This window comes from Terrirubrum flagellatum (assembly GCF_022059845.1).
Taxonomy (GTDB): Bacteria; Pseudomonadota; Alphaproteobacteria; order Rhizobiales; family Beijerinckiaceae; genus Terrirubrum; species Terrirubrum flagellatum.
Genome location: NZ_CP091851.1, coordinates 55,603 through 80,196 on the forward strand (window position 1 = coordinate 55,603; position 24,594 = coordinate 80,196).

General features: G+C 63.5%; 31 protein-coding genes and 1 tRNA gene. 15 read left to right on the forward strand and 17 right to left on the reverse strand.

Annotated features, from left to right (window positions below; genetic code table 11):
* Nucleotides 1-68: 68 nt before the first annotated feature.
* From L8F45_RS00280 to L8F45_RS00320, 9 genes are all read left to right on the forward strand, one after another.
* Entirely contained in the window at nt 69-257 is a 189-nt protein-coding gene (locus L8F45_RS00280; protein ID WP_342360894.1) for a twin transmembrane helix small protein, read from the forward strand.
* A 69-nt stretch (nt 258-326) separates the two neighbouring features.
* Entirely contained in the window at nt 327-908 is a 582-nt protein-coding gene (locus tag L8F45_RS00285) for a cob(I)yrinic acid a,c-diamide adenosyltransferase (RefSeq protein WP_342360895.1), read from the forward strand.
* Nucleotides 909-919: 11 nt separating this feature from the next.
* The gene (locus L8F45_RS00290; protein WP_342360896.1) at nt 920-1,624 is read left to right on the forward strand and encodes a rhomboid family intramembrane serine protease; all 705 of its coding nucleotides are present in this window, start codon (nt 920-922) and stop codon (nt 1,622-1,624) included.
* A 179-nt stretch (nt 1,625-1,803) separates the two neighbouring features.
* Entirely contained in the window at nt 1,804-2,553 is a 750-nt protein-coding gene (locus L8F45_RS00295) for an electron transfer flavoprotein subunit beta/FixA family protein (protein ID WP_342360897.1), read from the forward strand.
* 5 nt (nt 2,554-2,558) lie between these two features.
* Complete coding sequence (locus L8F45_RS00300) at nt 2,559-3,494, forward strand: electron transfer flavoprotein subunit alpha/FixB family protein (RefSeq protein ID WP_342360898.1); 936 nt, start codon at nt 2,559-2,561, stop codon at nt 3,492-3,494.
* A gap of 15 nt (nt 3,495-3,509) precedes the next feature.
* Entirely contained in the window at nt 3,510-4,391 is an 882-nt protein-coding gene (locus L8F45_RS00305; protein WP_342360899.1) for a 3-hydroxybutyryl-CoA dehydrogenase, read from the forward strand.
* Nucleotides 4,392-4,515: 124 nt separating this feature from the next.
* Nucleotides 4,516-5,391: an S-methyl-5'-thioadenosine phosphorylase gene (locus L8F45_RS00310; RefSeq protein WP_342360900.1), complete on the forward strand. Its 876-nt coding sequence runs from the start codon at nt 4,516-4,518 to the stop codon at nt 5,389-5,391.
* A gap of 38 nt (nt 5,392-5,429) precedes the next feature.
* The gene (locus L8F45_RS00315) at nt 5,430-5,960 is read left to right on the forward strand and encodes an adenine phosphoribosyltransferase (RefSeq protein WP_342360901.1); all 531 of its coding nucleotides are present in this window, start codon (nt 5,430-5,432) and stop codon (nt 5,958-5,960) included.
* A gap of 31 nt (nt 5,961-5,991) precedes the next feature.
* Complete coding sequence (locus L8F45_RS00320; protein ID WP_342360902.1) at nt 5,992-6,756, forward strand: SDR family NAD(P)-dependent oxidoreductase; 765 nt, start codon at nt 5,992-5,994, stop codon at nt 6,754-6,756.
* A 54-nt stretch (nt 6,757-6,810) separates the two neighbouring features.
* Here the strand turns inward: L8F45_RS00320 and L8F45_RS00325 are convergent, their stop codons facing one another.
* From L8F45_RS00325 to L8F45_RS00360, 8 genes are all read right to left on the reverse strand, one after another.
* Nucleotides 6,811-7,296 (reverse strand): MaoC family dehydratase, encoded by a 486-nt coding sequence (locus L8F45_RS00325; protein ID WP_342360903.1) that lies wholly within the window; start codon nt 7,294-7,296, stop codon nt 6,811-6,813.
* 9 nt (nt 7,297-7,305) lie between these two features.
* On the reverse strand, nt 7,306-7,758 hold the full coding sequence (locus tag L8F45_RS00330) for a MaoC family dehydratase (protein WP_342360904.1): 453 nt from the start codon (nt 7,756-7,758) through the stop codon (nt 7,306-7,308).
* 8 nt (nt 7,759-7,766) lie between these two features.
* Nucleotides 7,767-8,864 carry a redox-regulated ATPase YchF gene (gene ychF, locus L8F45_RS00335; protein ID WP_342360905.1) on the reverse strand — a complete coding sequence of 366 codons (1,098 nt, stop codon included), beginning with the start codon at nt 8,862-8,864 and terminating at the stop codon, nt 7,767-7,769.
* Between the two features lies 1 nt (nt 8,865).
* Entirely contained in the window at nt 8,866-9,330 is a 465-nt protein-coding gene (locus tag L8F45_RS00340; RefSeq protein ID WP_342360906.1) for a PIN domain-containing protein, read from the reverse strand.
* Nucleotides 9,215-9,550: a hypothetical protein gene (locus tag L8F45_RS00345; protein ID WP_342360907.1), complete on the reverse strand. Its 336-nt coding sequence runs from the start codon at nt 9,548-9,550 to the stop codon at nt 9,215-9,217. The genes L8F45_RS00340 and L8F45_RS00345 overlap by 116 nt, the downstream gene beginning before the upstream one ends.
* A 45-nt stretch (nt 9,551-9,595) precedes the next feature.
* Complete coding sequence (pth, locus tag L8F45_RS00350) at nt 9,596-10,219, reverse strand: aminoacyl-tRNA hydrolase (RefSeq protein ID WP_342360908.1); 624 nt, start codon at nt 10,217-10,219, stop codon at nt 9,596-9,598.
* Between the two features lie 69 nt (nt 10,220-10,288).
* Entirely contained in the window at nt 10,289-10,963 is a 675-nt protein-coding gene (locus L8F45_RS00355) for a 50S ribosomal protein L25/general stress protein Ctc (RefSeq protein ID WP_342360909.1), read from the reverse strand.
* Between the two features lie 255 nt (nt 10,964-11,218).
* On the reverse strand, nt 11,219-12,439 hold the full coding sequence (locus L8F45_RS00360) for a serine hydrolase domain-containing protein (protein WP_342360910.1): 1,221 nt from the start codon (nt 12,437-12,439) through the stop codon (nt 11,219-11,221).
* Nucleotides 12,440-12,809: 370 nt separating this feature from the next.
* Here L8F45_RS00360 and L8F45_RS00365 point away from each other — a divergent pair, with 370 nt between their 5' ends.
* Nucleotides 12,810-13,358 (forward strand): HNH endonuclease, encoded by a 549-nt coding sequence (locus L8F45_RS00365; protein ID WP_425330048.1) that lies wholly within the window; start codon nt 12,810-12,812, stop codon nt 13,356-13,358.
* A gap of 170 nt (nt 13,359-13,528) precedes the next feature.
* Nucleotides 13,529-13,828, forward strand: a complete 300-nt coding sequence (locus L8F45_RS00370; protein WP_342360912.1) for a cupin domain-containing protein — start codon at nt 13,529-13,531, stop codon at nt 13,826-13,828.
* Nucleotides 13,829-13,928: 100 nt separating this feature from the next.
* Here L8F45_RS00370 and L8F45_RS00375 read toward each other — a convergent pair whose 3' ends face one another.
* On the reverse strand, nt 13,929-14,438 hold the full coding sequence (locus L8F45_RS00375; RefSeq protein WP_342360913.1) for a disulfide bond formation protein B: 510 nt from the start codon (nt 14,436-14,438) through the stop codon (nt 13,929-13,931).
* Nucleotides 14,439-14,442: 4 nt separating this feature from the next.
* Nucleotides 14,443-15,024: a YqaA family protein gene (locus tag L8F45_RS00380; protein ID WP_342360914.1), complete on the reverse strand. Its 582-nt coding sequence runs from the start codon at nt 15,022-15,024 to the stop codon at nt 14,443-14,445.
* Nucleotides 15,025-15,207: 183 nt separating this feature from the next.
* Here L8F45_RS00380 and L8F45_RS00385 point away from each other — a divergent pair.
* The 4 genes from L8F45_RS00385 to L8F45_RS00400 all read left to right on the forward strand — a co-directional run bounded on the left by L8F45_RS00385 (nt 15,208) and on the right by L8F45_RS00400 (nt 17,654).
* Nucleotides 15,208-15,292, forward strand: a tRNA-Leu gene (locus L8F45_RS00385).
* Between the two features lie 629 nt (nt 15,293-15,921).
* On the forward strand, nt 15,922-16,371 hold the full coding sequence (aroQ, locus tag L8F45_RS00390; RefSeq protein ID WP_342360915.1) for a type II 3-dehydroquinate dehydratase: 450 nt from the start codon (nt 15,922-15,924) through the stop codon (nt 16,369-16,371).
* 37 nt (nt 16,372-16,408) lie between these two features.
* Nucleotides 16,409-17,443 (forward strand): Gfo/Idh/MocA family protein, encoded by a 1,035-nt coding sequence (locus L8F45_RS00395; RefSeq protein ID WP_342360916.1) that lies wholly within the window; start codon nt 16,409-16,411, stop codon nt 17,441-17,443.
* Nucleotides 17,444-17,465: 22 nt separating this feature from the next.
* Complete coding sequence (locus L8F45_RS00400; RefSeq protein ID WP_342360917.1) at nt 17,466-17,654, forward strand: hypothetical protein; 189 nt, start codon at nt 17,466-17,468, stop codon at nt 17,652-17,654.
* 99 nt (nt 17,655-17,753) lie between these two features.
* On the opposite strand, the gene L8F45_RS00405 is transcribed toward L8F45_RS00400, so the two are convergent.
* The 7 genes from L8F45_RS00405 to L8F45_RS00435 all read right to left on the reverse strand — a co-directional run bounded on the left by L8F45_RS00405 (nt 17,754) and on the right by L8F45_RS00435 (nt 24,575).
* A complete protein-coding gene (locus L8F45_RS00405; protein ID WP_342360918.1) occupies nt 17,754-18,332 on the reverse strand; it encodes a PRC-barrel domain-containing protein in 579 nt (192 codons plus the stop codon).
* 168 nt (nt 18,333-18,500) lie between these two features.
* Complete coding sequence (locus L8F45_RS00410) at nt 18,501-19,223, reverse strand: TetR/AcrR family transcriptional regulator (protein ID WP_342360919.1); 723 nt, start codon at nt 19,221-19,223, stop codon at nt 18,501-18,503.
* Between the two features lie 111 nt (nt 19,224-19,334).
* Complete coding sequence (locus L8F45_RS00415) at nt 19,335-20,201, reverse strand: sugar phosphate isomerase/epimerase family protein (protein ID WP_342363588.1); 867 nt, start codon at nt 20,199-20,201, stop codon at nt 19,335-19,337.
* A gap of 49 nt (nt 20,202-20,250) precedes the next feature.
* A complete protein-coding gene (locus L8F45_RS00420) occupies nt 20,251-21,441 on the reverse strand; it encodes a dihydrodipicolinate synthase family protein (RefSeq protein ID WP_342360920.1) in 1,191 nt (396 codons plus the stop codon).
* A gap of 44 nt (nt 21,442-21,485) precedes the next feature.
* Nucleotides 21,486-22,673, reverse strand: a complete 1,188-nt coding sequence (locus tag L8F45_RS00425) for a Gfo/Idh/MocA family protein (RefSeq protein ID WP_342360921.1) — start codon at nt 22,671-22,673, stop codon at nt 21,486-21,488.
* 61 nt (nt 22,674-22,734) lie between these two features.
* On the reverse strand, nt 22,735-23,550 hold the full coding sequence (locus tag L8F45_RS00430; protein ID WP_342360922.1) for an ABC transporter ATP-binding protein: 816 nt from the start codon (nt 23,548-23,550) through the stop codon (nt 22,735-22,737).
* A gap of 14 nt (nt 23,551-23,564) precedes the next feature.
* A complete protein-coding gene (locus tag L8F45_RS00435) occupies nt 23,565-24,575 on the reverse strand; it encodes an ABC transporter substrate-binding protein (protein ID WP_342360923.1) in 1,011 nt (336 codons plus the stop codon).
* Nucleotides 24,576-24,594 lie beyond the last annotated feature (19 nt).

The window sequence follows — 24,594 nt, forward strand, 5'->3', positions numbered from 1 at the left end:
AAGCGGCTTCGCCGCGCGGTCGGCCGCCGCGCTTGGGCGACGCCTGTCATTCAGTCGCCGGTGAACCCATGTCGCTCAGCAGCAGCATCGCTCCGATGGCCGTCGCGGCGGTCGCGATCGTCCTCCTCATGGGGATGGTCAACATGATGCGCGGCGGCAGCGCCAACACCTCGCAATATCTGATGCGCTGGCGCGTGGGGCTGCAGTTCCTCGCCATCGTGGTGATCATGACCGTCGTCTGGATGCGGGGCGGCTAGAAAGTCGTTGCGCGCTGACGGGGGAGGCGGAAACATGGCGGCTGAATCCGCTCGTTCCGAAGGTCCGGCATGGTCGTCCTGAACCGCATCTACACCCGCGCCGGCGACGCCGGGCGGACGCGGCTGTCGACCGGCGAGCCGCGGCTGAAATGCGATCTGCGCGTCGAGGCCTATGGCGCGGTCGACGAGACCAACGCCTGCGTCGGGCTGGCGCGTCTCCATACAGCCGTCGATCACCCCGGGATCGACGTGATGCTCGGCCGTATCCAGAACGATCTCTTCGATCTCGGCGCTGATCTCGCGACGCCCGAGACCGACAAGAAGCCCTCCTGGGAGCCGCTGCGCGTGCTGCAGTCGCAGGTCGACCGGCTCGAAAAGGAGATCGACGAGCTCAACGCGAATCTCGCACCGCTGAACTCATTCATTTTGCCCGGCGGCAGTCCGGCGGCGGCGGCGCTGCATCTCGCTCGCACCGTGTCGCGGCGCGCCGAGCGCGCGATGGTCGCGCTGGCTCAGGAGCCTGACGAGAAGGTCGATGTGGCGGCGATGAAATATATCAACCGCCTGTCCGATTTCCTGTTCGTGGCGTCGCGGGCCGTGAATGACAACGGCGCCAAAGACGTGCTGTGGGTTCCCGGCCAGAACAGATGAACTGACGCCACATGGTTGTTCCCCTTCATGACGATGTGCCGCTGCGCCACATCGCCCGTCCAATTGCGACCTATGGTCTGATCCTGATCAATTTTCTCGTCTGGATCGCGACGGCGGCGACGCGCACGGAAGCATCGATGCAGGCGACGGCGATCGGGTTCGGCATGATCCCGTCGGTGCTGTTCGGCGTCGATACGGTCTCGGGCGAACTCGCCTCGGTTCCAAGTTATGCGACGCTGATCACGTCGCTCTTTCTGCACGCGAATTTTCTCCATGTCGCCGGCAACATGCTGTTCCTCTGGGTGTTCGGCGACAATGTCGAGGACGCCATGGGGACCATCCGCTTTATCGGCTTTTATCTGCTCTGCGGAATCTGCGCGGCGCTGGCGCACGCTTATGCCATGCCGGCCTCGCAGCAGCCGTTGATCGGCGCATCGGGTTCGATCGCCGGCGTCGTCGCCGCCTATGTGATGCTGCATCCGCGGGTGAAACTGTGGGCGCTTTTCCTCGCGCGCATTCCGCTCAAACTGCGGGCGATCTATGTGATCGGCTTCTGGATTCTCTTCCAGATCGGCATGGCGATTTATGGCGGCGCGAGCGAGGTCGGCTGGTGGGCGCATGTCGGCGGATTCGCCGCTGGCGTGATCATGACGCCGTTTCTGATCCTGCCGGGCGTCGGTCTTTTCGGTCGCGAGGATGGTCCGGACCCCGCGTGATTCGTCCGATCGCGCATGGTCTTTCGGAAGATTGACATTCTTTGCGGCCCGTCGTTACGGTCCCGCGCGTTTTTCGGCGGTTTTCCCGAAGGTTTCGCCAGGTTTGACCTCTGCGCGCGGCCCGATGGAGGGCTGTCGCGTGGTTTCCCGCCGCGCCCTTTGCAATGGATGGCTGTGAGATGAAGATCCTCGTGCCCGTTAAGCGGGTGGTTGATTACAATGTGAAGATCCGGGTGAAGGGGGATGGTTCGGGGGTCGAGCTCGCGAATGTGAAGATGAGCATGAACCCGTTCGACGAGATCGGGGTCGAGGAAGCGCTCCGGCAGAAGGAAGCGGGCAAGGCGAGCGAAGTGGTGGTCGTGTCGATCGGGCCGCAGCAGGCGGCGGAGACGATCCGCACCGGCCTCGCCATGGGCGCCGATCGCGGCATTCTGGTGAGGACGGATGTGGCGGTGGAGCCGCTCGGCGTCGCGAAGATTCTGAAAGCCCTGGTCGAGAAGGAACAGCCGGGTCTTGTGATCCTCGGCAAGCAGGCGATCGATGATGATTGCAACCAGACGGGCCAGATGCTGGCTGCGCTGCTCAGCTGGCCGCAGGGCACGTTCGCCTCGAAGATCGTGATCGGCGATAACGCCATCACGGTGACGCGCGAGGTCGATGGCGGCTTGCAGACGATCGAGCTGAAGTCGCCGGCGATCGTGACGACCGATCTCAGGCTCAATGAGCCGCGCTACGCCTCGCTGCCGAACATCATGAAGGCGAAGAAGAAGCCGATCGACGAGACCTCGCCGGAGGCGCTTGGCGTCGACGCCGCGCCGCGCCTGAAGGTGCTGAAGACGACGGAGCCGCCGGGCCGCAAGGCTGGCGTGAAGGTGGGATCGCCGGCCGAACTCGTCGAGAAGCTGAAGAACGAAGCGGGAGTCCTTTGAGCGCCATGACCACGCTTCTTCTCGTCAAGCACGACAACAAGACGCTGAACGACGCGACCGCCAAGGCGCTGACCGCGGCCAAGCAGCTGGGAGCGCCGGTGCATGCGCTGGTGGCGGGTTCCGGCGTCGGCGCGGTCGCCGAGGCCGTCGCCAAGCTCGACGGCGTCGAGAAGGTGCGCGTCGCCGACGCGGCGATCTATGAGCATCGTCTGGCCGAGCCGCTGGCGGCGCTGATCGTGTCGCTGGCCGGCGACTATGACGCGATCGTCGCGCCGTCGACGACAACGGGCAAGAACGTCATGCCGCGGGTCGCCGCGCTGCTCGACGTCATGCAGGCGTCCGACGTCATCAAGGTGGTCTCGGCCGATACGTTCGAGCGGCCGATCTATGCCGGCAACGCCATCCAGACGGTGCAGATGACCGACGCGAAGAAGGTGATCACGGTGCGCACGGCGTCCTTCCAGGCGACGGGCGCGGGCGGCGCGTCGGCTCCGATCGAGGCGGTTACCGCCGCGGCTGATCCCGGCCTGTCGAGCTTCAAGGGCGAGGAGCTGTCGAAATCGGATCGTCCGGAGCTCGCCTCGGCCAGGATCATCATCTCGGGCGGTCGGGCGCTGGGTTCGGCCGAGAACTTCAGACGAGTGATCGAGCCTGTGGCCGACAAGCTCGGCGCGGCCATGGGCGCGAGCCGCGCCGCGGTCGACGCCGGTTACGCCCCGAACGACTGGCAGGTCGGCCAGACCGGCAAGGTGGTGGCGCCGCAGCTCTATATCGCGGTCGGCATCTCGGGCGCGATCCAGCATCTCGCCGGCATGAAGGACAGCAAGGTGATCGTGGCGATCAACAAGGACGAGGAGGCCCCGATCTTCCAGGTCGCCGACTACGGCCTCGTCGGCGACCTCTTCTCCGTCCTCCCCGAGCTTGAAAAAGCGCTGGGTTAGGGCTCTGATCCCCTCATGACCCTTCCACTTCGCACGGTCGGCATCATTGGCGCCGGCCAGATGGGCAACGGCATCGCGCATGTCTGCGCGCTCGCCGGCTACGACGTCGTCCTGCACGACATCAGCGAGGACCGCCTCAAGGCCGGCCTCGCCACCGTCAACGGCAATCTGGCGCGCCAGGTGGCGCGCGGGCTGATCGATGAGGGTAAGCGCGCCGCCGCGCTCGCGAAGATCACGCCGGCCCCCGATGCGGCGCAGATCGGGCAGTGCGACCTCGTGATCGAGGCCGCCACCGAGAACGAAGAGATCAAGAAGAAAATCTTCCAGTCGATCGTGCCGCTGCTCAAGGCGGAGACGATGCTGGCGACGAACACCTCGTCGATCTCGATCACGCGCCTCGCAGCGGCGACGGACCGGCCGGAGCGCTTCATCGGCATTCATTTCATGAATCCGGTGCCGGTGATGCAGCTCGTCGAGCTGATCCGCGGCATCGCGACGGAAGACCCGACCTATGACAAGGCCAAGGAGTTCGTGGCGTCGCTCGGCAAGACCGCGAGCATGTCGGAGGATTTTCCGGCCTTCATCGTCAACCGCATCCTGCTGCCGATGATCAACGAGGCGGTGACGACGCTCTATGAAGGCGTCGGCTCGGTCGATTCGATCGACACGGCGATGCGGCTCGGCGCCAATCACCCCATGGGACCATTGCAGCTTGCGGATTTCATCGGTCTCGACACCTGTCTGTCGGTGATGCAGGTGCTGCATGAAGGGCTGGGCGACTCCAAATATCGGCCAAGCCCGCTGCTGGTGAAATATGTCGAGGCCGGCTGGCTTGGGCGCAAGACCAAGCGCGGCTTCTACGACTATCGCGGCGAGACGCCGGTTCCGACGCGGTAAGCAATTGGGCTTGGGCAATCGGCAGTCGCGACCGTTAAAGACGGTCTTCAAGCGCGATTGATTTTTCACGTCAGATCGCGTCGATTGCCGACTGCCTCATTCTGACTGCCGTTTGGAGCCTTCAATGACCAAAGCCATGCTCGGCGTGATCGGCGGCTCGGGCGTCTATGACCTGCCGGGAATCGAGGATGTTCGCGAAGAGGCGGTCGCGAGCCCCTGGGGAGAGACCTCCGACAAGATTCGCATCGGGCGCATTGCGGGCCGCGACGTCGCCTTCCTGCCGCGGCATGGGTCAGGACATCGCCTGTCGCCGTCGGGCATCAATTACCGCGCCAACATCGACGCGATGAAGCGGCTCGGCGTGACTGATCTCGTGTCCCTGTCGGCCGTCGGCTCCTACAAGCAGGAACTGGCGCCGGGGCTGTTCGTGCTCGTCGATCAATATGTCGATCGCACCTTCGGGCGGGAATCGAGCTTCTTCGGCAATGGCTGTGTCGCGCATGTGTCGATGGCGCATCCGGTCGGGCCGCGGCTTGTCGAGCGGCTCGCGGCGGCCGCGACGGAAGAGAAGATCGAATTCGTGAAGGGCGGCGCGCTTGTCGTGATGGAGGGCCCGCAATTCTCGACGCAGGCGGAATCGCTCGCCTACAAGGCGCAAGGCTTTTCACTCATCGGCATGACGGCGATGCCGGAAGCGAAGCTCGCGCGCGAAGCCGAGATCACTTACGCCACGGTTGCCATGGTAACCGATTTTGATTGCTGGCATCCCGATCATGATGCGGTCGATGTGAAGAGCGTGATCGAGGTCATGCACCACAATTCGGAAAAGGCGCGCCGGCTCGTCGCCAATCTCGCGCGCAATTTTCCGCACGAGCGTGAGGAATGCCCTGTCGGTTCGCATCGCGCGCTCGATTACGCGATCATCACCGCGCCCGCCGCGCGCGACCCCGCCTTGATGAAGAAGCTCGACGCCGTCGCCGGACGCGTTCTTTCCGCCTGATTGCGCGACGCCAGTTCAGCGTCGCATCTGAGGTTTCCATGACCGATCTGACCGCATCGATCCGCACGATCCCGGATTATCCCAAGCCGGGTATCCTCTTTCGCGACATCACCACTTTGCTGGGCGACGCGCGCGCATTTCGCCGCGCCGTCGATGAACTCGTGCATCCCTGGGCCGGATCGAAGATCGACAAGGTCGCGGGCATCGAGGCGCGCGGCTTCATCCTCGGCGGCGCGATCGCGCACCAACTGTCGTCGGGCTTCGTGCCGATCCGCAAGAAAGGCAAGCTGCCGCATGAGACGGTCAGCGTCGCCTATTCTCTGGAATATGGCGTCGACGAGATGGAAGTGCATCGCGACGCGATCAAGCCGGGCGAGAAAGTGATCCTCGTCGATGATCTCATCGCGACAGGCGGGACCGCGGAAGGCGCGGTGAAGCTGCTGAAGCAGATCGGCGCCGACGTGGTCGCCGCCTGTTTCGTGATCGATCTTCCTGATCTCCATGGAGCGGACAAGATCAGGGCGCTCGGCGTTCCCGTGCGCACGCTCGTCGCCTTCAGCGGCCATTGAGCCGAAGCGCAGCATCGCAAGCGAGGAAGCCATGATTCCCGATCTCAAGGACAAGGTCGTTCTCGTCACCGGCGCGAGCACAGGCATCGGCGCCGCCGCGGCGAAGGGCTTCGCCTTCGAGGGCGCCAAGGTCGTCGTCCATTACAACGCCAGCAAGGAAGCTGCGGAGGCCGTCGTTGCGGAGATCGTGAAGCATGGCGCGCAGGCGATCGCTGTGCATGGCGATGTGACGCAGCCGGAAGCGATCAAAGATATCATCGCGAAGACGATCGCGGCGTACGGCCGCATCGACGTGCTCATCAACAATGCTGGCGGCATGCTCGGCCGCGTTGTCACCACCGAGATGGATGACGCGCATTATGACAAGGTGATGCGGCTCAACTGCTGGTCCATCTTCGCGATGACGCGCGAGGCGGCGCCGCTGATGGCGAAGACAGGCGGCGGCTCCGTGATCAACGTCACCTCGATCGCCGCGCGCAATGGCGGCGGCGGCGGCGCGATCATCTATGCTGCGGCGAAGGGCTTCGTCAGCGCTTATACGAAAGGCATGGCGAAGGAGCTGGTCGGCGCGAAGATTCGCGTCAACGCAGTGTCGCCCGGCGTGATCGACACGCCGTTCCATGAGCGCTGGTCGAACGCGAATCAAATCGAGGCGATGCGGCAGAGCGTGCCGATGGGCCGCGTCGGGACCTCGGAGGATTGCGTCGGCGCGTTCCTCTATCTCGCATCGGATGCGTTAAGCGGCTACGTCACCGGCCAGATCATCGAGGTGAATGGCGGCCAGTTGATGCCTTAGTTTCGTATTCCCGTCATGCCCGCGACAAGTCCGGCCATGACGCTTGCAGGGATATTATGCGGCTTTCTCGCGCCGTTCGATGAAGGCGGCGCCTTCGAACGAGAAGACAAGATCGCCGCTCTGGTTCACGCCTTCATTGCGAAAGGACAGCACGCCCCATTCGGGCATGGTCGCCGAAAGGCGCTTGTCGGTGAACGTCGAGGAATAGCTGATCGTGTCGCCGGCATAGACCGGCTTCAGCCATTTGAGATTCTTGAATCCCGGCGAGCCGCCCATGCGGCCGATCGGAACGCCCCTCTCACGCAGCGCGCGCTCATGCTCTTCCCGCGTCCTGATCGTGAGCTTCATATAGACGCTGGCGGTGTGCCAGCCGGAAGCGCAGAGCCGGCCGAAATGAGTCTTCGCCGCGCCTTCGTCACTGAGATGAAAGGGTTGCGGATCGAATTGGCTGGCATAGCGCACGATGTCTTCGGGCGTGAAGAGATAGGAGCCAAGCTCCATGCGCTCGCCGATTTCGACATCCTCGTAGAAATTCAGCATCGGCGATTCTCACGCGGACGGGCGGCGGCCGAACATGATCCAGTTCTCCTGGGTCATGACGGTCTCGCCGCGCTGGTTGGTCACGGAGATGCGGAAGCGCACGGAGCCTCGCTCGGGCCGCGATTTCGATTCCCGGCGGTCGATCACCTCGCAAGTGACGGACAATTCATCGTCTGCCCGCACAGGCCGCAGCCATTTGAGTTCGTCGATGCCGGGCGCGCCCATGGATTCCGATTTCAGCAGCAAGCCTTCCGCGACCGCGCGCATGGTCACCGACGCCGTATGCCAGCCTGACGCCACGAGCCCGCGAAAGAAGCTCGCTTTGGCCGCGTCTTCGTCGATGTGAAAGGGTTGCGCGTCGAACTCCGTTGCGAAGGCGATAATCTCGTCGCGCGTCATCACATGGGAGCCGCAATCGAAGCGGCGGCCCAGCGTCAAATCCTCATAAAAATATTTCGCCATGATGCGGCTCAATTCGCGAAGCGGAAATGCATCACGTCGCCGTCGGCGACCACATAGTCCTTGCCTTCGAGCCGGAGCTTGCCGGCGTCGCGCGCGCCGGCTTCGCCCTTGAGCGAGACATAGTCGGCATAGGCGATCGTCTCGGCGCGGATGAAACCTTTCTCGAAATCGGTATGGATCACGCCGGCCGCCTGCGGAGCTCGCGTGCCGCGCGTGATCGTCCAGGCGCGCGCCTCCTTGGGGCCGACCGTGAAATAGGTCACCAGCCCAAGAAGTTCGTAGCCGGCGCGGATGACGCGGTTCAGGCCGGGCTCTTCGAGGCCGACCGCTTCAAGATAATCCTTCTGATCGTCGAGAGGCAGGATGGCGATCTCGCTCTCGATCTTCGCCGAGACGACGACGCTCATTGCGCCTTCTTCCCTGGCGCGCCCGGCGACCTTCTCGGAGAATCCGTTGCCCTTGTCGGCTGACGCCTCTTCGACATTGCAGACATAGAGCACCGGTTTTGCGGTCAGAAGCTGCAGCATGTCGAAGGCGCGTTGCTCCTCCGGCTTCACGCTGACGAGGCGGGCCGGCTTGCCGTCGCGCAGCAGGACAAGCGCGCGATTGATAAGATCAAGCTGCTGGGCGGATTCCTTGTCGCCGCTGCGCGCCTTCTTCTCGAGCGCCGTCACGCGCTTCTCCAGAGATTCGAGATCGGCGAGCATGAGCTCGGTCTCGATCGTCTCGATATCGGCGATCGGATCGATCTTGCCTTCGACATGGGTGATGTCGCCATCCTCGAAGCAGCGCACCACATGGGCGATGGCGTCGCATTCGCGGATGTTGCCGAGAAACTGGTTGCCGAGGCCTTCGCCCTTCGATGCGCCGCGCACGAGGCCGGCGATGTCGACAAAGGTCAGCCGCGTCGGAATGATCTGCTGTGACCCTGCGATGTTCGAGAGCGAGTCGAGCCGTTCATCCGGCACGGCGACGTCGCCGACATTGGGCTCGATCGTGCAAAAGGGATAGTTCGCCGCCTGCGCAGCCGCCGTCTGCGTCAGCGCGTTAAAGAGCGTCGATTTGCCGACATTCGGCAATCCGACGATGCCGCATTTGAAGCCCATCTCAAGCTCGCCGCGTCGAAGATTGAAGGAGATCGGGACCCGTCACAAACGGATTGATGATCCGCATGCCGTCGATCAAGTGATCGTGCTGCATATCCTCAGAAACGAAGAATGCGCAACCCGCGTCGAGGGCGGAGGCCAGCAGCAGACAGTCAAACCACTGATAGCTCGTCCTGCGCCTCAATCCGATGGCCATGATGGTTGTCGCGAGGCTGGTCTGGGCGGAGCACCATTCGCCAGCAGTGACGACGAGCCGCCGGGCGTCTTCCTCGTTCAGCGGCGATCTGTTCTGGATCGCCACATTGTAGAGTTCGTTCAGGACTTGCGGACTGATGACAAGCGCGCCGTGCTCAGCGAGACGGCTCATCCAATGAAGAGCCGTCGCCTGCTTTTGTCTGTTCGTCGGGTCCTTGCTGTAAATCAGGATGTTGGTGTCGAGAAAGCAGGTCGCCCATTCTGAGGCCATAGATTTCCTCTCGAGTCGGCGGCCTGCCGTTCTCGTCCAGCAGGTGAAGAGGCGGCAGATCGAGCCACGCTTTCATCGCGGCGGCCTGGCTTCTCTGTCGGTCGCGATTGGCGCTGAGCATGTCCGCGAGATGGCGCGACAGGCTCTTGCCTTCCTTCGCGGCGTCCACCTTGGCCCAATGCGCCAGATCGTCCGGCAATGTGATGGTGACGTTCTTCATCTGTCGTACCCGGAAACACAGATATCGTGTTTCCGTGTTTTCGTGTCAACCTGCCGGCTGTCCCGCCTGCTTCACGTCGGCGAAGCCGGCCTTCTGCATTGTGAGCGCGACATCGTTCTGGAAGCGGCCGTCATCGCCCTTGGCGAGCCAGGGCGCAAGCGCGGCGCAGGCTTCGCACAGGGCCTTCACCCAATCCGCCTCCGACTTCGCGAAGTCGCTGAGGACATAGTGATGGACGAGCGCCTTGTCGCCGGGATGGCCGATGCCCATCCGCGCCCGGCGATAGGTCCCGCCCATATGCGCCGAGATCGAGCGCAGACCGTTATGACCGGCGTCGCCGCCGCCCATCTTCATCCGAAGCTTCGCCGGGGCGAGATCGAGCTCGTCGTGGAAGACGACGATGTCCTTTGGCGGAATCTTGAAGAATTTCGCCGCCGCGCCGACCGCCGCGCCTGAATCGTTCATGTAGGTCTGCGGCTTCATCAGCAGCGCGCGCTCATCGCCGATCTTCGCCTCGACGCATTCGGCCTGGAAACGTCCCTTCCAGGGGCCGGCCCCCTGGGCGCGCGCGATCGCATCGACCGCCATGAAGCCGATATTGTGCCTGTTGCCGGCGTAGCGGGCGCCGGGATTGCCGAGGCCGACCAGGAGAAGGCGTCTGTCGCTCATATCAGGGCAGTCGAAACGGAACGGGCCGCTCTGTGAGCGGCCCGTTGGATCGTGGCAAGAGGCTCTTGCTTACTTCTTCGGCGCGGCCTTGTCGGCGGCCGGAGCCGCAGCAGCGGCGGCCGGAGCCGCGCCCGCCGCAGGAGCGGCGGCGGCGTCAGCGGCTGGAGCCGCCTCTTCCTTGGTCGGCGGCGCGATGTTGGCGATGACGAAGTCGCGGTCGCGAATGACGGGACGGACGCCGGCCGGGAGCTTGACGCCGCCGATGCGCGCGGCGTCGTTGATTTCGAGGCCGGCGAGGTCGACTGTGATCGATTCCGGGATGGCGTCGCCGGGGACGATGAATTCAACCTCGTGACGGACGACGTTCAGCACGCCGCCACGCTTGATGCCGGGCGACTGGTCGTGATTGACGAAGTGCGCCGGCACGAACACGCGGACCGTCTGGCCGGCGTTGAGGCGCAGGAAGTCGATATGGACGACCGTGTCCTTCACCTTGTCGAGCTGGTAGTCGCGCGGCAGGGCGCGGACCTTCTTGCCGCCAACCTCGATCTCGAAGACCGTCGTGAGGAAGTGGCCGGCATAGACGAGCTGGTTGGCCGTCTTGAAATCGATGCTGATCGGGGTCGGCGCTTCGCCGCCGCCATAGATCACGGCGGGAATATTGTTCTCACGGCGTACTGCGCGGGCGGCCCCCTTGCCGACCGTCTCGCGCGGCGCCGCTGTCAGTGCTTTTGGAGCAGCCATAGCGGAACATCCTTGGTTAGGTTCTGAGCGCAAAGGCCGCCGAAACGGCGGCCCTTACGGAAGCGCCCGTGCCTCCAGGGGTGTCGGTGGGCGCGGGGCAGCCCATAGACGAGGGCCGCTTTGGACGCAAGGCGGTTAGATCACGCCGCACTTTGATTGAATCAATCAAAGTGCGGGAACGTGATCGATTCCAAAAGTTTGGAGCATGGCTTATGCGAAAAACCGGTTCCCACTTTTTCGCGCCATGCTCGAGGCCTAACCGACAATGGCCTGATAGGTCAGCACCCGCAGCTCCCGCCGGATCGGCCAGGTCGAGGAGGGCGAGAGCTGGGTCAGCAGAATGACGGCCATCTGCTCGGCTGGATCGCACCAGAAGGCGGTGCTGGCGGCGCCGCCCCAGGCGAATTCACCCGGCGTTCCGAGGATTTGGGCCTTGGCCGGATCGAGCATCACCGAGAAGCCGAGCCCGAAGCCGATCCCGGCATAGGGCGACTCGCTGAAGCGCGGCTGGCCCATGTCGGCCATGTCGCCGCGCAGATGGTTGCGGGTCATCAGCTCGACCGTCTTGGGGCCGAGCAGCCGGACGCCGCCAAGCTCGCCCTTGTTGAGCATCATCTGGCAGAAGCGGAGATAGTCGGACGCGGTCGAGACGAGCCCGCCGCCGCCCGATGGCACCTTGGGAGGTGCGCGGTAGCGGCTGGTCTCAGGATCGTCGATCAGGGTCAGAGCGCGTTTGGCGTCGAGCGCGTAGTTGGCGGCGAAGCGCGGCAGCTTCGCATCGGGCACGAAGAAATCGGTGTCCACCATGCCGAGCGGGCGGATGATCTTCTCGCGCAGGAAATCCGCGAAGGGCTGGCCCGAAATCACTTCGACGAGGCGCCCCAGCACGTCTGTCGCGATCGAATAATTCCATTCAGCGCCCGGCTGCGCGATCAGCGGCATCGACGCGGCGAGATCGACGACTTCCTTCAGGCTCGCATCCGAGGTCTGAAAATCGACGCCGCCATCGCGATACATCTTGTCGACATTGGTCGACTCCATGAAGCCGTAAGTCAGCCCCGAGGTGTGGGTGAGCAGGTCGCGGAAGCTGATGTCGCGCGCCGCCGGCTCGCTCTCATAACTTCCGCGCGCGCCGCTGAGATAGACGCGCTGATTGCGGAAAGCCGGCAAGAAACGGCTGATGGGGTCGTCAAGCTGAAAGCGCCCTTCCTCATAGAGCATCATCAGGGCGACGCTGGTGAGCGGCTTGGTCATGGAATAGATGCGCACGATCGCGTCGGCCGACATCGGCTTGTCGCGGGCGAGGTCCGATTTGCCGACGCACTCCTGGAAGGCGACATGGCCGCGCCGCGCCACCAGCACGCTCAGGCCCGCGAGCTTGCCCTGGTCGACCTGCAGCCGCATCCAGTCCGAAACGCGCGACAGGCGGGACGAGGAAAGGCCCACCGCCTCGGGCGCGACGCGCGTGATTTCCATGGGACTTCTCTCCTGAAGGGCGCTGCGACGATCCGGCGCGGTCTTCCCGGCGCGCCGTCGAAACCGTAGCGGCGCGGCGTCGTCCGCGCTATCGCCCGAGCGCAATTGAGGATTTCCGGGGCCGCCGAAGCTGCGACACGCCGCCCCGCAGCCCCGCCTTCACAATCCCGTCTTGTTCCGATTACATTCTATGCAGGAGCCGGATTCGCGGATCCGGCGTCCAGAGCATGGCGCGAAAAAGTGGGAACCGGTTTTTCGCATAAGCCATGCTCTAACTGTTTAGAATCGATCACGTTCCCGCCCTTCGATTGGTCCAATCAAAGGGCGGCGTGATCCAGGGGATGAGCCGTTGACGATCCACGTCGCGCCGATGGCCCCGCCGGACGCCTGTCCGGCCCTTGTCCTCAACGCCGACTACCGGCCGTTGAGCTACTATCCTTTGTCCCTGTGGAGCTGGCAGGACGCCATCAAGGCGGTCTTCATGGACCGCGTGAACATCGTGTCCGAATATGAGCGCGAGGTTCATTCGCCGAGCTTCTCGATGAAGCTGCCATCGGTGGTGTCGCTCAAGAGCTATGTGAAGCCCTCGCGCCATCCGGCCTTCACCAGGTTCAACGTCTTCCTGCGTGATCGCTTCGCTTGCCAATATTGCGGCGCGCGTGAGGACCTCACCTTCGATCACGTCATACCGCGCTCGCGCGGCGGCCAGACGACGTGGGAGAATGTCGTCGCCGCCTGCTCGCCCTGCAATCTGCGCAAGGGCGACAAGCTCGCCGACCATGTCAACATGCGGCCGATGCAGTGGCCGTTCCAGCCCTCGCTGGCGCAGCTTCACGCCAACGGTCGGTTGTTCCCGCCGAACTATCTGCATGAGAGCTGGCTCGACTATCTCTACTGGGACACCGAGCTGGAGCCCTGATATCAGGCGCGAGCGGCGGGAAAAATAATTCCCGATATCGCGTCTGGCGTCCGCTTCCATCGCGGAGCGATGCGTTGGCGATGATCGCCGTCATCACATTCTCTCATTTGAAAGTGGCGTGAAGCCGCGGGTATGGAATAGCTGATCGATATATGAGGAGATCGGCTCTCGTGGCGTTCGTTTGCGATATTCCGGCAAAACCCACTCTGCTGCAGGATGACGACGCCGTGCGCGTCACGCGCTGGGATTTCTCGCCGGGCGCCGTGACAGGCTGGCACGAGCATGGCTGGCCTTACACGGTCGTGATGGTCACTGACGGCGAGATGAAGGTGCATAACGGCGCCGAGATCGCCGAAGCGCGCTTCAAGGCCGGCGACAGTTATGCGCGCCCGGCCGGCGTGAAGCATGACGTGATGAACGCTTCGACGCAGCCGATGGCTTTCATCGAGGTCGAGTACAAGAAGCGTTAAAGCAGCGGCGGAAAAGTGGGAACCGGTTTTCCGCGAAAACGCTGCGACAAACAAAAGATTGAGCGGCGCAGCGGTTCGATTTGAACGTCCCCCGCTCTAATCAGCCTTTCCTTGCCGCATTGAACGCGACGGCCGCCATTGCGGCGCAGATGATCGCGCTCCAGCCCGCAAGCGACAGGCCGAGGATGCGCAACGCGGCTTCGCTGCAATTCACGGCGCGCGTCGCCTGCATCTGCTGAAGCAATGAGCCAGCCTGGCCCATCGTCGCGCCGCCGCCCGGCGAGGAGCAGCCGGCCGGGCCCGGCCACCAGCCCCATTCGACGCCGGAATGGAAAACACCGAAGCCGGCGTTGAACAGAAACAGCGCGGTGACCATGAAGAGCAGGATGCGCGCAAGCGTCGGCTGCGACGAAGCGAGCAGCGCCGCGATCAGAGCGAGAGGGATGCCGGCGTAATAGGCGTAGCGCTGTTCAAGACAGAGTTCGCAAGGCGCATAGCCGATCGACTGGAAGATCAGCGCGCCCGAGATGGTCGCAGCCGCGACGATGGCGACGCCCAGCGCCGCTCCGCGCGGCTTGCCGAGATCGAGGGAGGAGATCGCAGGCGTCATCGCGTCAGAAGAGATATTTGATGATGACGAAGCCGCCGACGATGCTGGCGACGGTCACCGAAGCGACGAGCGTCAGATTGTCTTCGATGAATTTGCGGATCACGGGGCCGAAGAGATTGAGCACGCCCGCAACGAGAAAGAATCGACCGGCGCGCGTGATCGCGGACAGGATCACGAACCAGAAGAAATCATAGCCGGCTACGCCCGAGGCGATCGTGACGAGCTTGAAGGGGATCGGCGTCAGCCCCTTGATCAGGATGATGAGCGCGCCCCATTCGCGATAGAGCGCGAGGAAATCGTTCACGCGATCGCCATAGCCATAGAGCTGGATGAGCCAGAGGCCGACGGTTGAATAGGCGAGCGCGCCGATGGCGTAGCCCAGAATGCCGCCAAGCACGGACGACACCGTGCAGAGGCCGGCGTAGAACCAGGCGCGATCCGGCTTCGCCATCACCATCGGGACGAGCATCACGTCGGGCGGGATGGGAAAGAACGAGCTTTCGGCAAAGGACACCGCCGCGAGGGCGTGCGGCGCGCGCGGGCTGTTCGCGAGCGACAGCACCCAGTCATAGAGGCGACGGAACATGCCCGCCGGTTAGTGGCTTGGCCCAGGCCTGTCTACTGCCGGCCTGTCGCAGCCCGATCACGAAACCGCAAAATGGCAGGATCGCCCAAAGGGCGGGGGATCAGGCGGCAGAAATGACACGCGCCATGGCGTCGCCCGCGCCCGGTTGACCGGGCCCCGCCGGCCATCCTACAGGGGCGATGGGCCCCTGTGGCGGAATTGGTAGACGCGCTCGACTCAAAATCGAGTTCCGCAAGGAGTGCTGGTTCGATCCCGGCCAGGGGCACCATCCCTTTTTTGAACTCAATTGCGATCGCGTTGGCGACAGAACTCACACCACCGGGAAAACCAGCATCTACGCGGCAGAGCCATCGGGCGCTGCTGATGCGATCGTTCGGCGCGATTGCCCTCGGCTGTTGTCTGATCGAGCCGGTCGCCGCCCAGGGGCGGTTGCCGCCGAAGCTTCTGGGTTTCTGGGATAGCGCCGAGCAGCCTTGCCTCAGTTTCCAAAGCGAAGGACGGCTTATCATCGCGCGCGACAGCCTCGAATATTACGAAACCCTATGCAGGGCGCAGTCCCTTTCTCCGGCGGGAAAAGACGCCTGGACAGTCCGCGCGCGCTGCACGACCGACGACGGCTCGGCGCGCCAGTCGATCGGCCTTCGCCTGACGGTCGAGGGCAGGTTGACCATACTTCCGGGCGGAACATCCTATCAGCGCTGCGAGCGACCGCCGCCGCGATAGCTGGCGTGCGATCCGCGTCAGGAATCCAGCACAGGCCTCCGCAGCTGGCCCTTCATTCTCGCGTCGGTGCGCATGGCGAACAAGGCGTCCATTGCGCTATCATTCGCCGCCTACGGGCTTGAGCGCGCGCCAGGTTGCGCGATGAATGGGCGCAAGCTGAAGACGGAGTCGAAGATGAGTCGCGTTGTCTATGTCCTGAACGGTCCCAACCTCAATCTGCTGGGGAAGCGGCAGCCGCATATCTATGGCTACGAGACGTTGGCTGACGTCGAGGCCGACTGCAGGCGCGTCGCCGCCGATCTCAAGCTCGATATCGTCTTCCATCAGAGCAATCGCGAATATGAGATCATCGACTGGATTCACGAGGCGCGCGAAACGGCCGACGGCATCGTGATCAATCCGGCCGCCTTCACCCACACGTCGGTCGCGATCCTCGATGCGCTCAATACCTGCGAGTTTCCGGTGCTGGAGGTGCATATCAGCAATGTGCACAAGCGCGAGGCCTTCCGCCATCATTCCTATGTGTCGCTGCGCGCCGACGGCGTCATCGCCGGCTTCGGCGTGCAGGGCTACACGCTGGCGCTGCAGCGCGTGGCGAAGCTGATCAACGAGAAAAAGGCTTGAGCGGTTTCGGCGTGGCAGCGTCAGTTCGGATTTGTAGATGACACCCGTCAAACTCGCCGTGATCGGCGCCGGCCTCATCGGCAAGCGTCACGCCGAACACGCCGCGGCCGATCCGGCCGCTGATCTCGTCGCGATCGTCGATCCAACGCCGGCGGGCCGCGAGCTTGCCGCTGTGCTCAGCGCGAAATGGTTCGCGAGCTTCGCGGAGATGATCGCGGTCGATCGTCCCGAAGGCGTCATCATCGCGACGCCCAACCAGATCCATGTGAAGAACGGGCTCGAAGCGGTCGCGGCCGGAATTCCAGCGATCGTGGAGAAGCCTATCGCGGATGATGTCGCAGATGGCGCGGGGCTGGTGGAGGCGGCGGAGAAAGCAGGCGCGCCGCTGCTTGTCGGCCATCATCGCCGCTACAATCCGATGATCCAAAAGGCCAAGGAGATCATCGACTCCGGCCGCCTCGGGCGCGTGCTGACGCTGCACGGCCAGTTCTGGCTGATGAAGCCGGATGATTATTTCGATGTCGGCTGGCGACGGGAGAAGGGCGCGGGACCGATCCTTCTCAATCTGATCCATGACGTCGATCTCTTCCGCTATCTCTGCGGCGACGTGATCTCCGTGCAGGCGCATGAATCGAACGCGGTGCGCGGAAATGCGGTCGAGGAAACAGCCGTCATTCTCCTGCGTTTCGCCAATGGCGTTCTCGGAACCGTCAATGTGTCCGATTCCGTCGTCGCGCCCTGGAGCTGGGAAATGACGACGGGTGAAAACCCCGCTTATCCCCAGCAGGATCAGTCCTGCTACATGATCGGCGGAACTCACGGCTCGCTGACGATTCCGCAGCTCGAAGTCTGGTCGAATGCGGGCAAGCGAAGCTGGTGGGAGCCGCTTCAGCGCGAGCGCGTTCCTTTCACGCCTGAAGATCCGTTAAGGGCGCAGATCAGGCATTTCTGCGACGTCATTCGCAATGGCGCAGAGCCCGTTGTGTCGGGCCGCGAAGGGTTGAACACGCTGAAGGTGATCGAAGCGGTCAAGGAATCAGCGCGCACGGGAAAGATGATCGAGATCAATTGAACTGGCATTGGGGGGAGTGAGTATGCGCAAGCTGATTTTCGCCAATATGGGCTGGAACACGCTATTCGTCGCACAGGGTTTCAGCGAGATGCTCGGCATTACGCAGGTGCATGAATCATTGCCGCCGCAGTTCAAATGGATCTGGCTGATCGGGCTCGCCGGCGGAAATCTCGTCATCCATCTCATGATGTTGCGGCGCGCAGCCGATTGAATGTCGCGGCTGCGACAGCTTCGTTAAGCGCATGCGAACGAAAGCCGCCCGAAGGCGGCTCTCGCAGGGCGATCGTCATGATTATTGTTTTGATCGCGCCTACTTCCCGTATTTGAACGCTGGCGTCGCCTTGAGCTGCTCGGCCGTCAGATTGACGGTGGCGTGGTCGGGATAGCCGCGGATGGCGGTCGAGGAATCGCTCGACGCTGAACCGCCCGACGGCGTTGAGCGGACGCTGCCTGTCGTCGCAGGTTCAGAGCTTCCGCCCATCCCCGTCGCGCTTGGCGCTGCTGGCGATGTGGACGACGTCTTGCTCGGAATCGGCGTATCGCTGAATTTCACTTCGGCGAGCGGAATGGCGACGTCATGTTTGCCCATGCCGAGGAAGCCGCCGACGCTGATCACTACGGCGTTGATCTTGCCGTCCTGATCGAGCAGGAGTTCGGCGATACTGCCGATTTTGTCGTTGGTGGCGTTGTAGACATCGACGCCCGGCAGCTTCGACGCAAGCCATTGGCCGGAGTTCATCTGGACGGCGTTTGGTGCCGGCGTTGCGGCCGGGGCGCTCGCCTTCGGCGCCGGGTCCGGCGTCGCCGTGGGTGGAGTCGTCTGCGCAAAGGCGGGGCCGCAGAGAAGCGCGGCCGCGACGACGGAAGTCGTGAATTTCACGCGGGTCATGTGTCATTCTCCCAGATCGGGCGCTCATCCCTCAACGGGCGCGCGGCGGTTGATGCGAGCGTAACGGGGAGATCACGATTTCGTTCCGCTGTTTTGCGGCGCGAAAATTCGCGTGCGGGGCGCGCGAAATCGAATTCAAGCGCGCGCGGAATTTGTCTTTGAGCGCTGTTATTTCTTCGGCAGCATCAAGGACGACATAAGAAGATCAACGACATGGGCGCGTCGTTCCGACACCTGATGCGCCGCGTGCAGATCGCGATCAAGAATCACGGACAAAGTAAATATGTTGGAGAAATAGAAATAGCTTGCGCCGGCGATGGAAATCCAGAGCTGCGCGGGATCGACGCCATTGCGGAACACGCCTCCCTTGGCTCCGCGCGCGAGAATTTCGCCGATCATTCCAATCAGCGGCGAATGCATGTCCTTCACGCGCGCGGAATCCTTGAGATGGCGCGCCTGATGAAGATTTTCGCTGTTGAGCAGATTGATGAAGGTGCGGTCGCCGATGAAGGAATCGAAGGTGAAGGAGATCAGCCGGCGCATGGCCTCTTCAGGCGGAGTCGAGGCGAGATCGAGCCTCTGCTCGGCGGAGCGCGCGCGCTCATAGGCGGCTTCGAGCACCGCAAGCCACAGGCCGCGCTTGCTGCCGAAATAGTGATAGAGCATGCGCCTGTTGACGCCGGACCTGTTGGCGATGGCGTCGATGCCGGCGCCGGCGAATCCGCGCGATGAAAATTCGATCGTGGCGGCGGCGAGGATCGAGGCGCGGGTCCGCTCAGGGTCTCGCGACCTGACGGGCTGCTCAGGCTTGGCTGCCCGCCGGGGCGTGGATTTCGCCTTTGGCGCGCTGCGCGCCGGCTCCGCGGCCGCTTGCCTCGCCGGCCGCGTCATCGCCTGCCCCCGTTCGTAAGATCAGCCACTCGCGCTCCCCGCATCCCCGTCCCCCTCAGCATCTGCCAAAGATCGGGGAGGAGGAAAAGCGGCGATCGGACTGCACGGGACTTATACGCAGGCCTTGTGGCGCTCGATGCAGACATCCAGCACCTCCGTCATTGGCCGGCGCCACCAGTCGAGCTCCGAGAAAATCTCGACTTCGGAAAAGCCGGCATAGCCGACGCCTTCGACCATGGTCCTGATGCGCCTGAGATCGATGACGCCGTCGCCCATCATGCCGCGATCGAGCAGGAGGTCGCGCGTCGGCACCAGCCAGTCGCAGACGTGATAGGCGAGCATGCGCTCCCTGCCGGCGCGTGTGATGGCGGCCTCAAGCCGCGGGTCCCACCAGACATGATAGACGTCGCAAGCGACGCCGAGCCTGCCGCTGCGGGCGGGATCAAGCCGGTCGCAGATATCGAGCGCCTGATCGAGCGTGTTCACGCAGGCGCGGTCGGCGGCGTACATCGGATGCAGGGGCTCGATCGCGAGCGGCATGTCAGCGCTGCGCGCATATTCGAGCATCGCGCCAATGCCGTCCTCGACCATGGCGCGCGCCGCGCCAAGATCCTTCGAGGGCGCGGAGCCTGGCCGCGAATATTGCGGCAGGCCGCCGACCACGAGCACGACGCAGGGCGCGCCGAACGCCGCGGCCTCGTCGACCGCGCGCCTGTTGTCGTCGCGCGCCTCAGCAAGACGCGCCGCGTCGGCCGGAAACATGCCGCCGCGACAATAGCCTGAGAGAACAAGGCCGGCGTCTTTTGCGGCGCGGACGGCGCGCTCAAGCCCGACCGTCTCGACCTGATCGCGCCAGGGCGAGATGGCGCGAATGCCGGCCTTTGCGCAGGCATTGATGATTTCGATGAGATCACCCTGCTTGCGCACGGTCGCGGTGTTGATCGAGAGCCAGTGATGATCGCGCGAGAAGTCGCGCAATTTGGCGTTTGCCGCCGCCTGCGGCTGAACGTGACTCGTCATCTATCGTTTAGCCTTCGACGCCGCGCACGCTGAGCGCAGCGCGCATGCGCGCGACGGCGAGATGCGGATCGCGCAGCAGCCCGGCGCGATCTGCAAGCCTGAAGAGCTCCGCCAGATGTAACGTCGAACGCGCGCTCTCCTGGCCGCCGATCATGGTGAAATGATCCTGCGCTCCATTGAGATAGGCCATGAAGACCACGCCCGTCTTGTAGAAGCGCGTCGGCGCCTTGAAGATGTGTCGCGACAGGGGAACCGTCGGCGCGAGAATGTCGTGGAAGCTTTTCTCGTCGCCGGCCGCGAGCTTCACGAGCGCGGCGGACGCCGCCGGCGCGATCGCGTCGAAGATGCCGAGCAGCGCATCGGAATAGCCCTCGGAGTCGCCGGCGATCAGCTCGGCGTAGTTGAAATCATCGCCGGTATACATGCGCACGCCCTTGGCGAGCCTGCGCCGCATCACGATCTCCTTGTCCTTGTCGAGCAGGGAAATCTTGACGCCGTCGACCTTGGCGGCGTGCGCGTTGATGATCGCGACCGCCGTATCCATGGCGACGTCGGGATTGGACGAACCCCAATAGCCTGCAAGCGCCGGATCGAACATGTCGCCCAGCCAATGGATGATCACCGGTTCGCGCGCCTGCGAGAGAATGCGATCATAGACTCTCACATAATCGTCGCTGCTCTTTGCGACCTTCGCCAATGCGCGCGAGCACATCAGGATGATGCGGCCGCCAAGGCCCTCGATCGCGGCGAACTGCTCCTCATAAGCGCGGATGACGTCATCGACCGAACGCGCGGCGTCGAGAGAGAGATGATCGGTGCCGGCGCCGGAAAACACCAGCGCGCCTCCGCGCGCCTTCGCCGCCGCGGTCGAACGGCGGATCAGATCGAGCGAAGTCGGCCAGTCCAGCCCCATGCCGCGCTGCGCCGTGTCCATCGCTTCGGCGACGCCGAGGCCGAGGTCCCACAGACGTTCGCGATAGGCGATCGTCCTGTCCCAGTCGATCGCGGCGTCGAGCCAGGGATCGCTCTCGCTCAGCGGATCAGCGACGACGTGTGCCGCAGAGAAAGCGATGCGATTCATCGGCCCGGCTGCACGATCGGGAAAATCACGCGGCGCCGACAGGCGAAACGTCTCCAGCGAGCGATCGGATCTGGGAAGGCGGATGGTGAGGCCGACTGGCCTTTCCACGAGGTTCATGGCGTTCTCCTTTCCGCGCTGCGCGCGAGCGCCGCGCAGTTCATTCACTCCGCCGCCTGCGGGCGTGCGACAGCGGCGTCGAAGGGCAGCGCGGGCACATCGACCCAGCGACGCTCGCGCCAGCTCTGCAACGCGCATTCGACGAGCTGAACGCCCTTCGCGCCCTCGCGCAGCGTATATTTGTAAGGCTCATCCTCGACGACATGGCGGATGAACATCTCCCACTGCGCCTTGAAGCCGTTGTCGTAGGTCGCGTTCTCCGGAACCTGCTGCCAGCCCTCATAGAAATCGATCGTCTGCTTCTGGTCGGGATTCCAGACCGGACGCGGCGTCGCCTGACGCGGCTGCATCATGCAGTCGGTGAGGCCGGCGACGGCCGAGCCATGGGTGCCGTCGACCTGGAAGGTGACGAGATCGTCGCGATAGACGCGCACGGCCCAGGACATGTTGATATGGGCGATGACGCCGCCTTCGAGTTCGAACGTCGCATAGGCGGCGTCATCGGCGGTGCCGTCATAGGTCTTGCCGTTCTCATCGACGCGCTTCGGAATATGAGTCGCGCCCATGCAAGAGACGGACTTCACCTCGCCAAAGAGATTGTCGAGCACGTAGCGCCAGTGGCAGACCATATCGAGGATGATGCCGCCGCCGTCTTCGCTGCGATAATTCCATGACGGGCGCTGCGGCGGCTGACCCCAATCGCCCTCGAACACCCAGTAGCCGAACTCGCCGCGCACCGAGAACATGCGGCCGAAGAAACCGGAGTCGCGCAGCATCTTGAGCTTCTGCAGACCGGGCAGGAACAGCTTGTCCTGTACGACGCCGTTCTTGACGCCCTTCTCCTCGGCGAGGCGGCAGATGCGCATCGCTTCGGAAAGGCCGGTCGCGATCGGCTTCTCGCAATAGATATGCTTGCCGGCCTTGATCGCTTTTTCGAGCAACCCAGGGCGCATCTGCGTGGTCGCCGCATCGAAGAAGATGTCGTTCGCGGAATCGGAGATGGCCGCATCGAGGTCAGTGGTCCAGCGATCGATGCCGTAGGTCTTGGCCAGTTCAGCGACCTTCTCGGCGTTGCGGCCGACGAGCACGGGATCGAGTTGCACGCGCGAGCCGTCCGAAATCGGCACGCCGCCCTGGGCGCGGATCGCGACCACGGAGCGAATGAGATGCTGGTTCATGCCCATGCGGCCGGTGACGCCATTCATCACGACGCCGAGGGTGCGCTTGCTCATGAGAGAGTCCTTTCTTGCAACGCAGAAATCACGGGAGTTTCGAGGAAGTCTGGCGCGCGCATCAGTCGAGCGCTCCCTGCGCATAGAAATGCGAGCGGACTTGCTTCGCCAGCGCGCTGAAATTCGCGTGGCCCATCATGTCGAGCTTGCGCGGTCGCGGCAGATCGACGTCGTAGATCGCGGCGATGGAGCCAGGTCGCTCCGTCATCACCACCACGCGGTCGGCGAGGAACACCGCCTCCGGAATAGAGTGGGTGATGAGCAGGATGGTCTTGCGCGTCTCAGCGTGGATGCGCTGCAGTTCGAGATTCATGCGTTCGCGCGTCAGTGCGTCGAGCGCGCCGAAAGGCTCATCCATCAGCACGATCTTGGGATCATGCACGAGCGCGCGGCAGATCGCGGCGCGTTGCTGCATGCCGCCCGACAATTGCCAGGGATATTTGTTCTCGAAGCCTTCGAGGCCGGCGGTCTTGAGAAGATTTTTGGCGCGGGCGAGATGGCTCTCGCGATCGAGGCCGCGCACTTCCACCGGCATCATCACGTTGCGCAGAATCGAGCGCCAGGCGAGCAGCACCGGCGACTGGAAGACGATGCCGACATCGTCCGGCGGCTCGCGCACGAGCGCGCCGTCGATGGTGATGTCGCCGGACGTCGGCGGGAGCAGGCCCGCGACAAGTTTCAAAAGAGTCGACTTGCCACAGCCGGAAGGGCCGACAACGGCGATGAATTCGCCTTCGCGAATGTCGAGATCGATCGGACGCAGCGACGGCACATCGCCGTCGCGCGTCTTGTAGGTCTTTTCAAGACGGCGAATCCGGATGAGGGAGCGGGCGCTCGCCGCTCCCTCGGCCGACCAGGCCAGTTCAAGCTTCGCCATCGATCGCGCCATCGTCAGTTGGTGACGCCGGCCGGCGGCAGGAAATCGCGGGTGTAAAATGTCTTCGGATCGTTCTTCGCCGACGCGTCCACGCCGCCATATTCGACGAGCAGGTTGACGGAGTCCGCCATGTTGCCGTCGGAGACCTGGAACGGCCGCGCGCTCTTGGTCTCATCGGTGCGATAGAGCGGAATCGTCAGCTCGAAACCTTCCTGGATCGTTTCTTTCTTGCCGGCCTTCGGCAGCGCGCGAAGGATCGAATCGGCTGCCTCGCCTGGCGCTTTTTCCGCCGCTTCGATGGAGCGCGTCGCCGCGCGCATGAAGCGCTTCACGAGATCGGGATTGTCCTTCAGCGTGTCCTTGTGAACGATCACGCCTGAGGAGATCATGTTGATCCCGTAATCCGCGAACATGATGGGATAGACGCTCTTTCCCGTCGCGTCCTTGATCTTCATGCTCTGGTCCATGGAATAGCCGAGCAGCAGGTCGGCCTGTCCGTTGATCACGGCGTTGAGCTTGGTCTGCGCATCGCCCGAGACGATGCGGAAATCGCTCTCCTTCAGGCCCGTCTTCTTCAGGAAGAGCGGCCAGATCTGCGACATGGAATCGCCCGGCGTGGTGGCGACGATCTTACCCTTGATGTCGTCGGGCTTCTTGATGTTCTTGTCCGAGAAGCCCATCACCGACATCGGGTTGCGCTGAAGCGCGACGCCCGACGTCGTCACGGGCGCGCCCTTCACGGCGGCGCGGATCATGGTGGGAACGTCGGCATAGCCGAAGGGGACCGTCTTCGCCGCGACGGCCTGAATGGTCACAGCCGAACCGCGGCCTTCCTGAATGTCGAGATCGATGCCTTCCTGCGCGAAGATGCCATTCTCCTTGCCGTAATAGAAGGGCGCATGCTCGCCATAGACATACCAGTTCAGCAGCAGCGTCACCTTATCGGCGGCGCGCGCCGGCGCGGCGAATGTGAGCGCTGCGCCAAGCGCCAGCGCCGAAACCTTCAGCAAATCTCTTTTATTCATCGTTTCCTCCAATGCGTTG

Coding starts and splice junctions, on each gene's coding strand:
- L8F45_RS00280 (WP_342360894.1), top strand. CDS start 69: ATGTCGCTCAGCAGCAGCATCGCTCCGATGGCCGTCGCGGCGGTCGCG.
- L8F45_RS00285 (WP_342360895.1), top strand. CDS start 327: ATGGTCGTCCTGAACCGCATCTACACCCGCGCCGGCGACGCCGGGCGG.
- L8F45_RS00290 (WP_342360896.1), top strand. CDS start 920: ATGGTTGTTCCCCTTCATGACGATGTGCCGCTGCGCCACATCGCCCGT.
- L8F45_RS00295 (WP_342360897.1), top strand. CDS start 1,804: ATGAAGATCCTCGTGCCCGTTAAGCGGGTGGTTGATTACAATGTGAAG.
- L8F45_RS00300 (WP_342360898.1), top strand. CDS start 2,559: ATGACCACGCTTCTTCTCGTCAAGCACGACAACAAGACGCTGAACGAC.
- L8F45_RS00305 (WP_342360899.1), top strand. CDS start 3,510: ATGACCCTTCCACTTCGCACGGTCGGCATCATTGGCGCCGGCCAGATG.
- L8F45_RS00310 (WP_342360900.1), top strand. CDS start 4,516: ATGACCAAAGCCATGCTCGGCGTGATCGGCGGCTCGGGCGTCTATGAC.
- L8F45_RS00315 (WP_342360901.1), top strand. CDS start 5,430: ATGACCGATCTGACCGCATCGATCCGCACGATCCCGGATTATCCCAAG.
- L8F45_RS00320 (WP_342360902.1), top strand. CDS start 5,992: ATGATTCCCGATCTCAAGGACAAGGTCGTTCTCGTCACCGGCGCGAGC.
- L8F45_RS00325 (WP_342360903.1), bottom strand. CDS start 7,296: ATGCTGAATTTCTACGAGGATGTCGAAATCGGCGAGCGCATGGAGCTT.
- L8F45_RS00330 (WP_342360904.1), bottom strand. CDS start 7,758: ATGGCGAAATATTTTTATGAGGATTTGACGCTGGGCCGCCGCTTCGAT.
- ychF (WP_342360905.1), bottom strand. CDS start 8,864: ATGGGCTTCAAATGCGGCATCGTCGGATTGCCGAATGTCGGCAAATCG.
- L8F45_RS00340 (WP_342360906.1), bottom strand. CDS start 9,330: ATGGCCTCAGAATGGGCGACCTGCTTTCTCGACACCAACATCCTGATT.
- L8F45_RS00345 (WP_342360907.1), bottom strand. CDS start 9,550: ATGAAGAACGTCACCATCACATTGCCGGACGATCTGGCGCATTGGGCC.
- pth (WP_342360908.1), bottom strand. CDS start 10,219: ATGAGCGACAGACGCCTTCTCCTGGTCGGCCTCGGCAATCCCGGCGCC.
- L8F45_RS00355 (WP_342360909.1), bottom strand. CDS start 10,963: ATGGCTGCTCCAAAAGCACTGACAGCGGCGCCGCGCGAGACGGTCGGC.
- L8F45_RS00360 (WP_342360910.1), bottom strand. CDS start 12,439: ATGGAAATCACGCGCGTCGCGCCCGAGGCGGTGGGCCTTTCCTCGTCC.
- L8F45_RS00365 (WP_425330048.1), top strand. CDS start 12,810: ATGGCCCCGCCGGACGCCTGTCCGGCCCTTGTCCTCAACGCCGACTAC.
- L8F45_RS00375 (WP_342360913.1), bottom strand. CDS start 14,438: ATGACGCCTGCGATCTCCTCCCTCGATCTCGGCAAGCCGCGCGGAGCG.
- L8F45_RS00380 (WP_342360914.1), bottom strand. CDS start 15,024: ATGTTCCGTCGCCTCTATGACTGGGTGCTGTCGCTCGCGAACAGCCCG.
- aroQ (WP_342360915.1), top strand. CDS start 15,922: ATGAGTCGCGTTGTCTATGTCCTGAACGGTCCCAACCTCAATCTGCTG.
- L8F45_RS00395 (WP_342360916.1), top strand. CDS start 16,409: ATGACACCCGTCAAACTCGCCGTGATCGGCGCCGGCCTCATCGGCAAG.
- L8F45_RS00400 (WP_342360917.1), top strand. CDS start 17,466: ATGCGCAAGCTGATTTTCGCCAATATGGGCTGGAACACGCTATTCGTC.
- L8F45_RS00405 (WP_342360918.1), bottom strand. CDS start 18,332: ATGACCCGCGTGAAATTCACGACTTCCGTCGTCGCGGCCGCGCTTCTC.
- L8F45_RS00410 (WP_342360919.1), bottom strand. CDS start 19,223: ATGACGCGGCCGGCGAGGCAAGCGGCCGCGGAGCCGGCGCGCAGCGCG.
- L8F45_RS00420 (WP_342360920.1), bottom strand. CDS start 21,441: ATGAACCTCGTGGAAAGGCCAGTCGGCCTCACCATCCGCCTTCCCAGA.
- L8F45_RS00425 (WP_342360921.1), bottom strand. CDS start 22,673: ATGAGCAAGCGCACCCTCGGCGTCGTGATGAATGGCGTCACCGGCCGC.
- L8F45_RS00430 (WP_342360922.1), bottom strand. CDS start 23,550: ATGGCGAAGCTTGAACTGGCCTGGTCGGCCGAGGGAGCGGCGAGCGCC.
- L8F45_RS00435 (WP_342360923.1), bottom strand. CDS start 24,575: ATGAATAAAAGAGATTTGCTGAAGGTTTCGGCGCTGGCGCTTGGCGCA.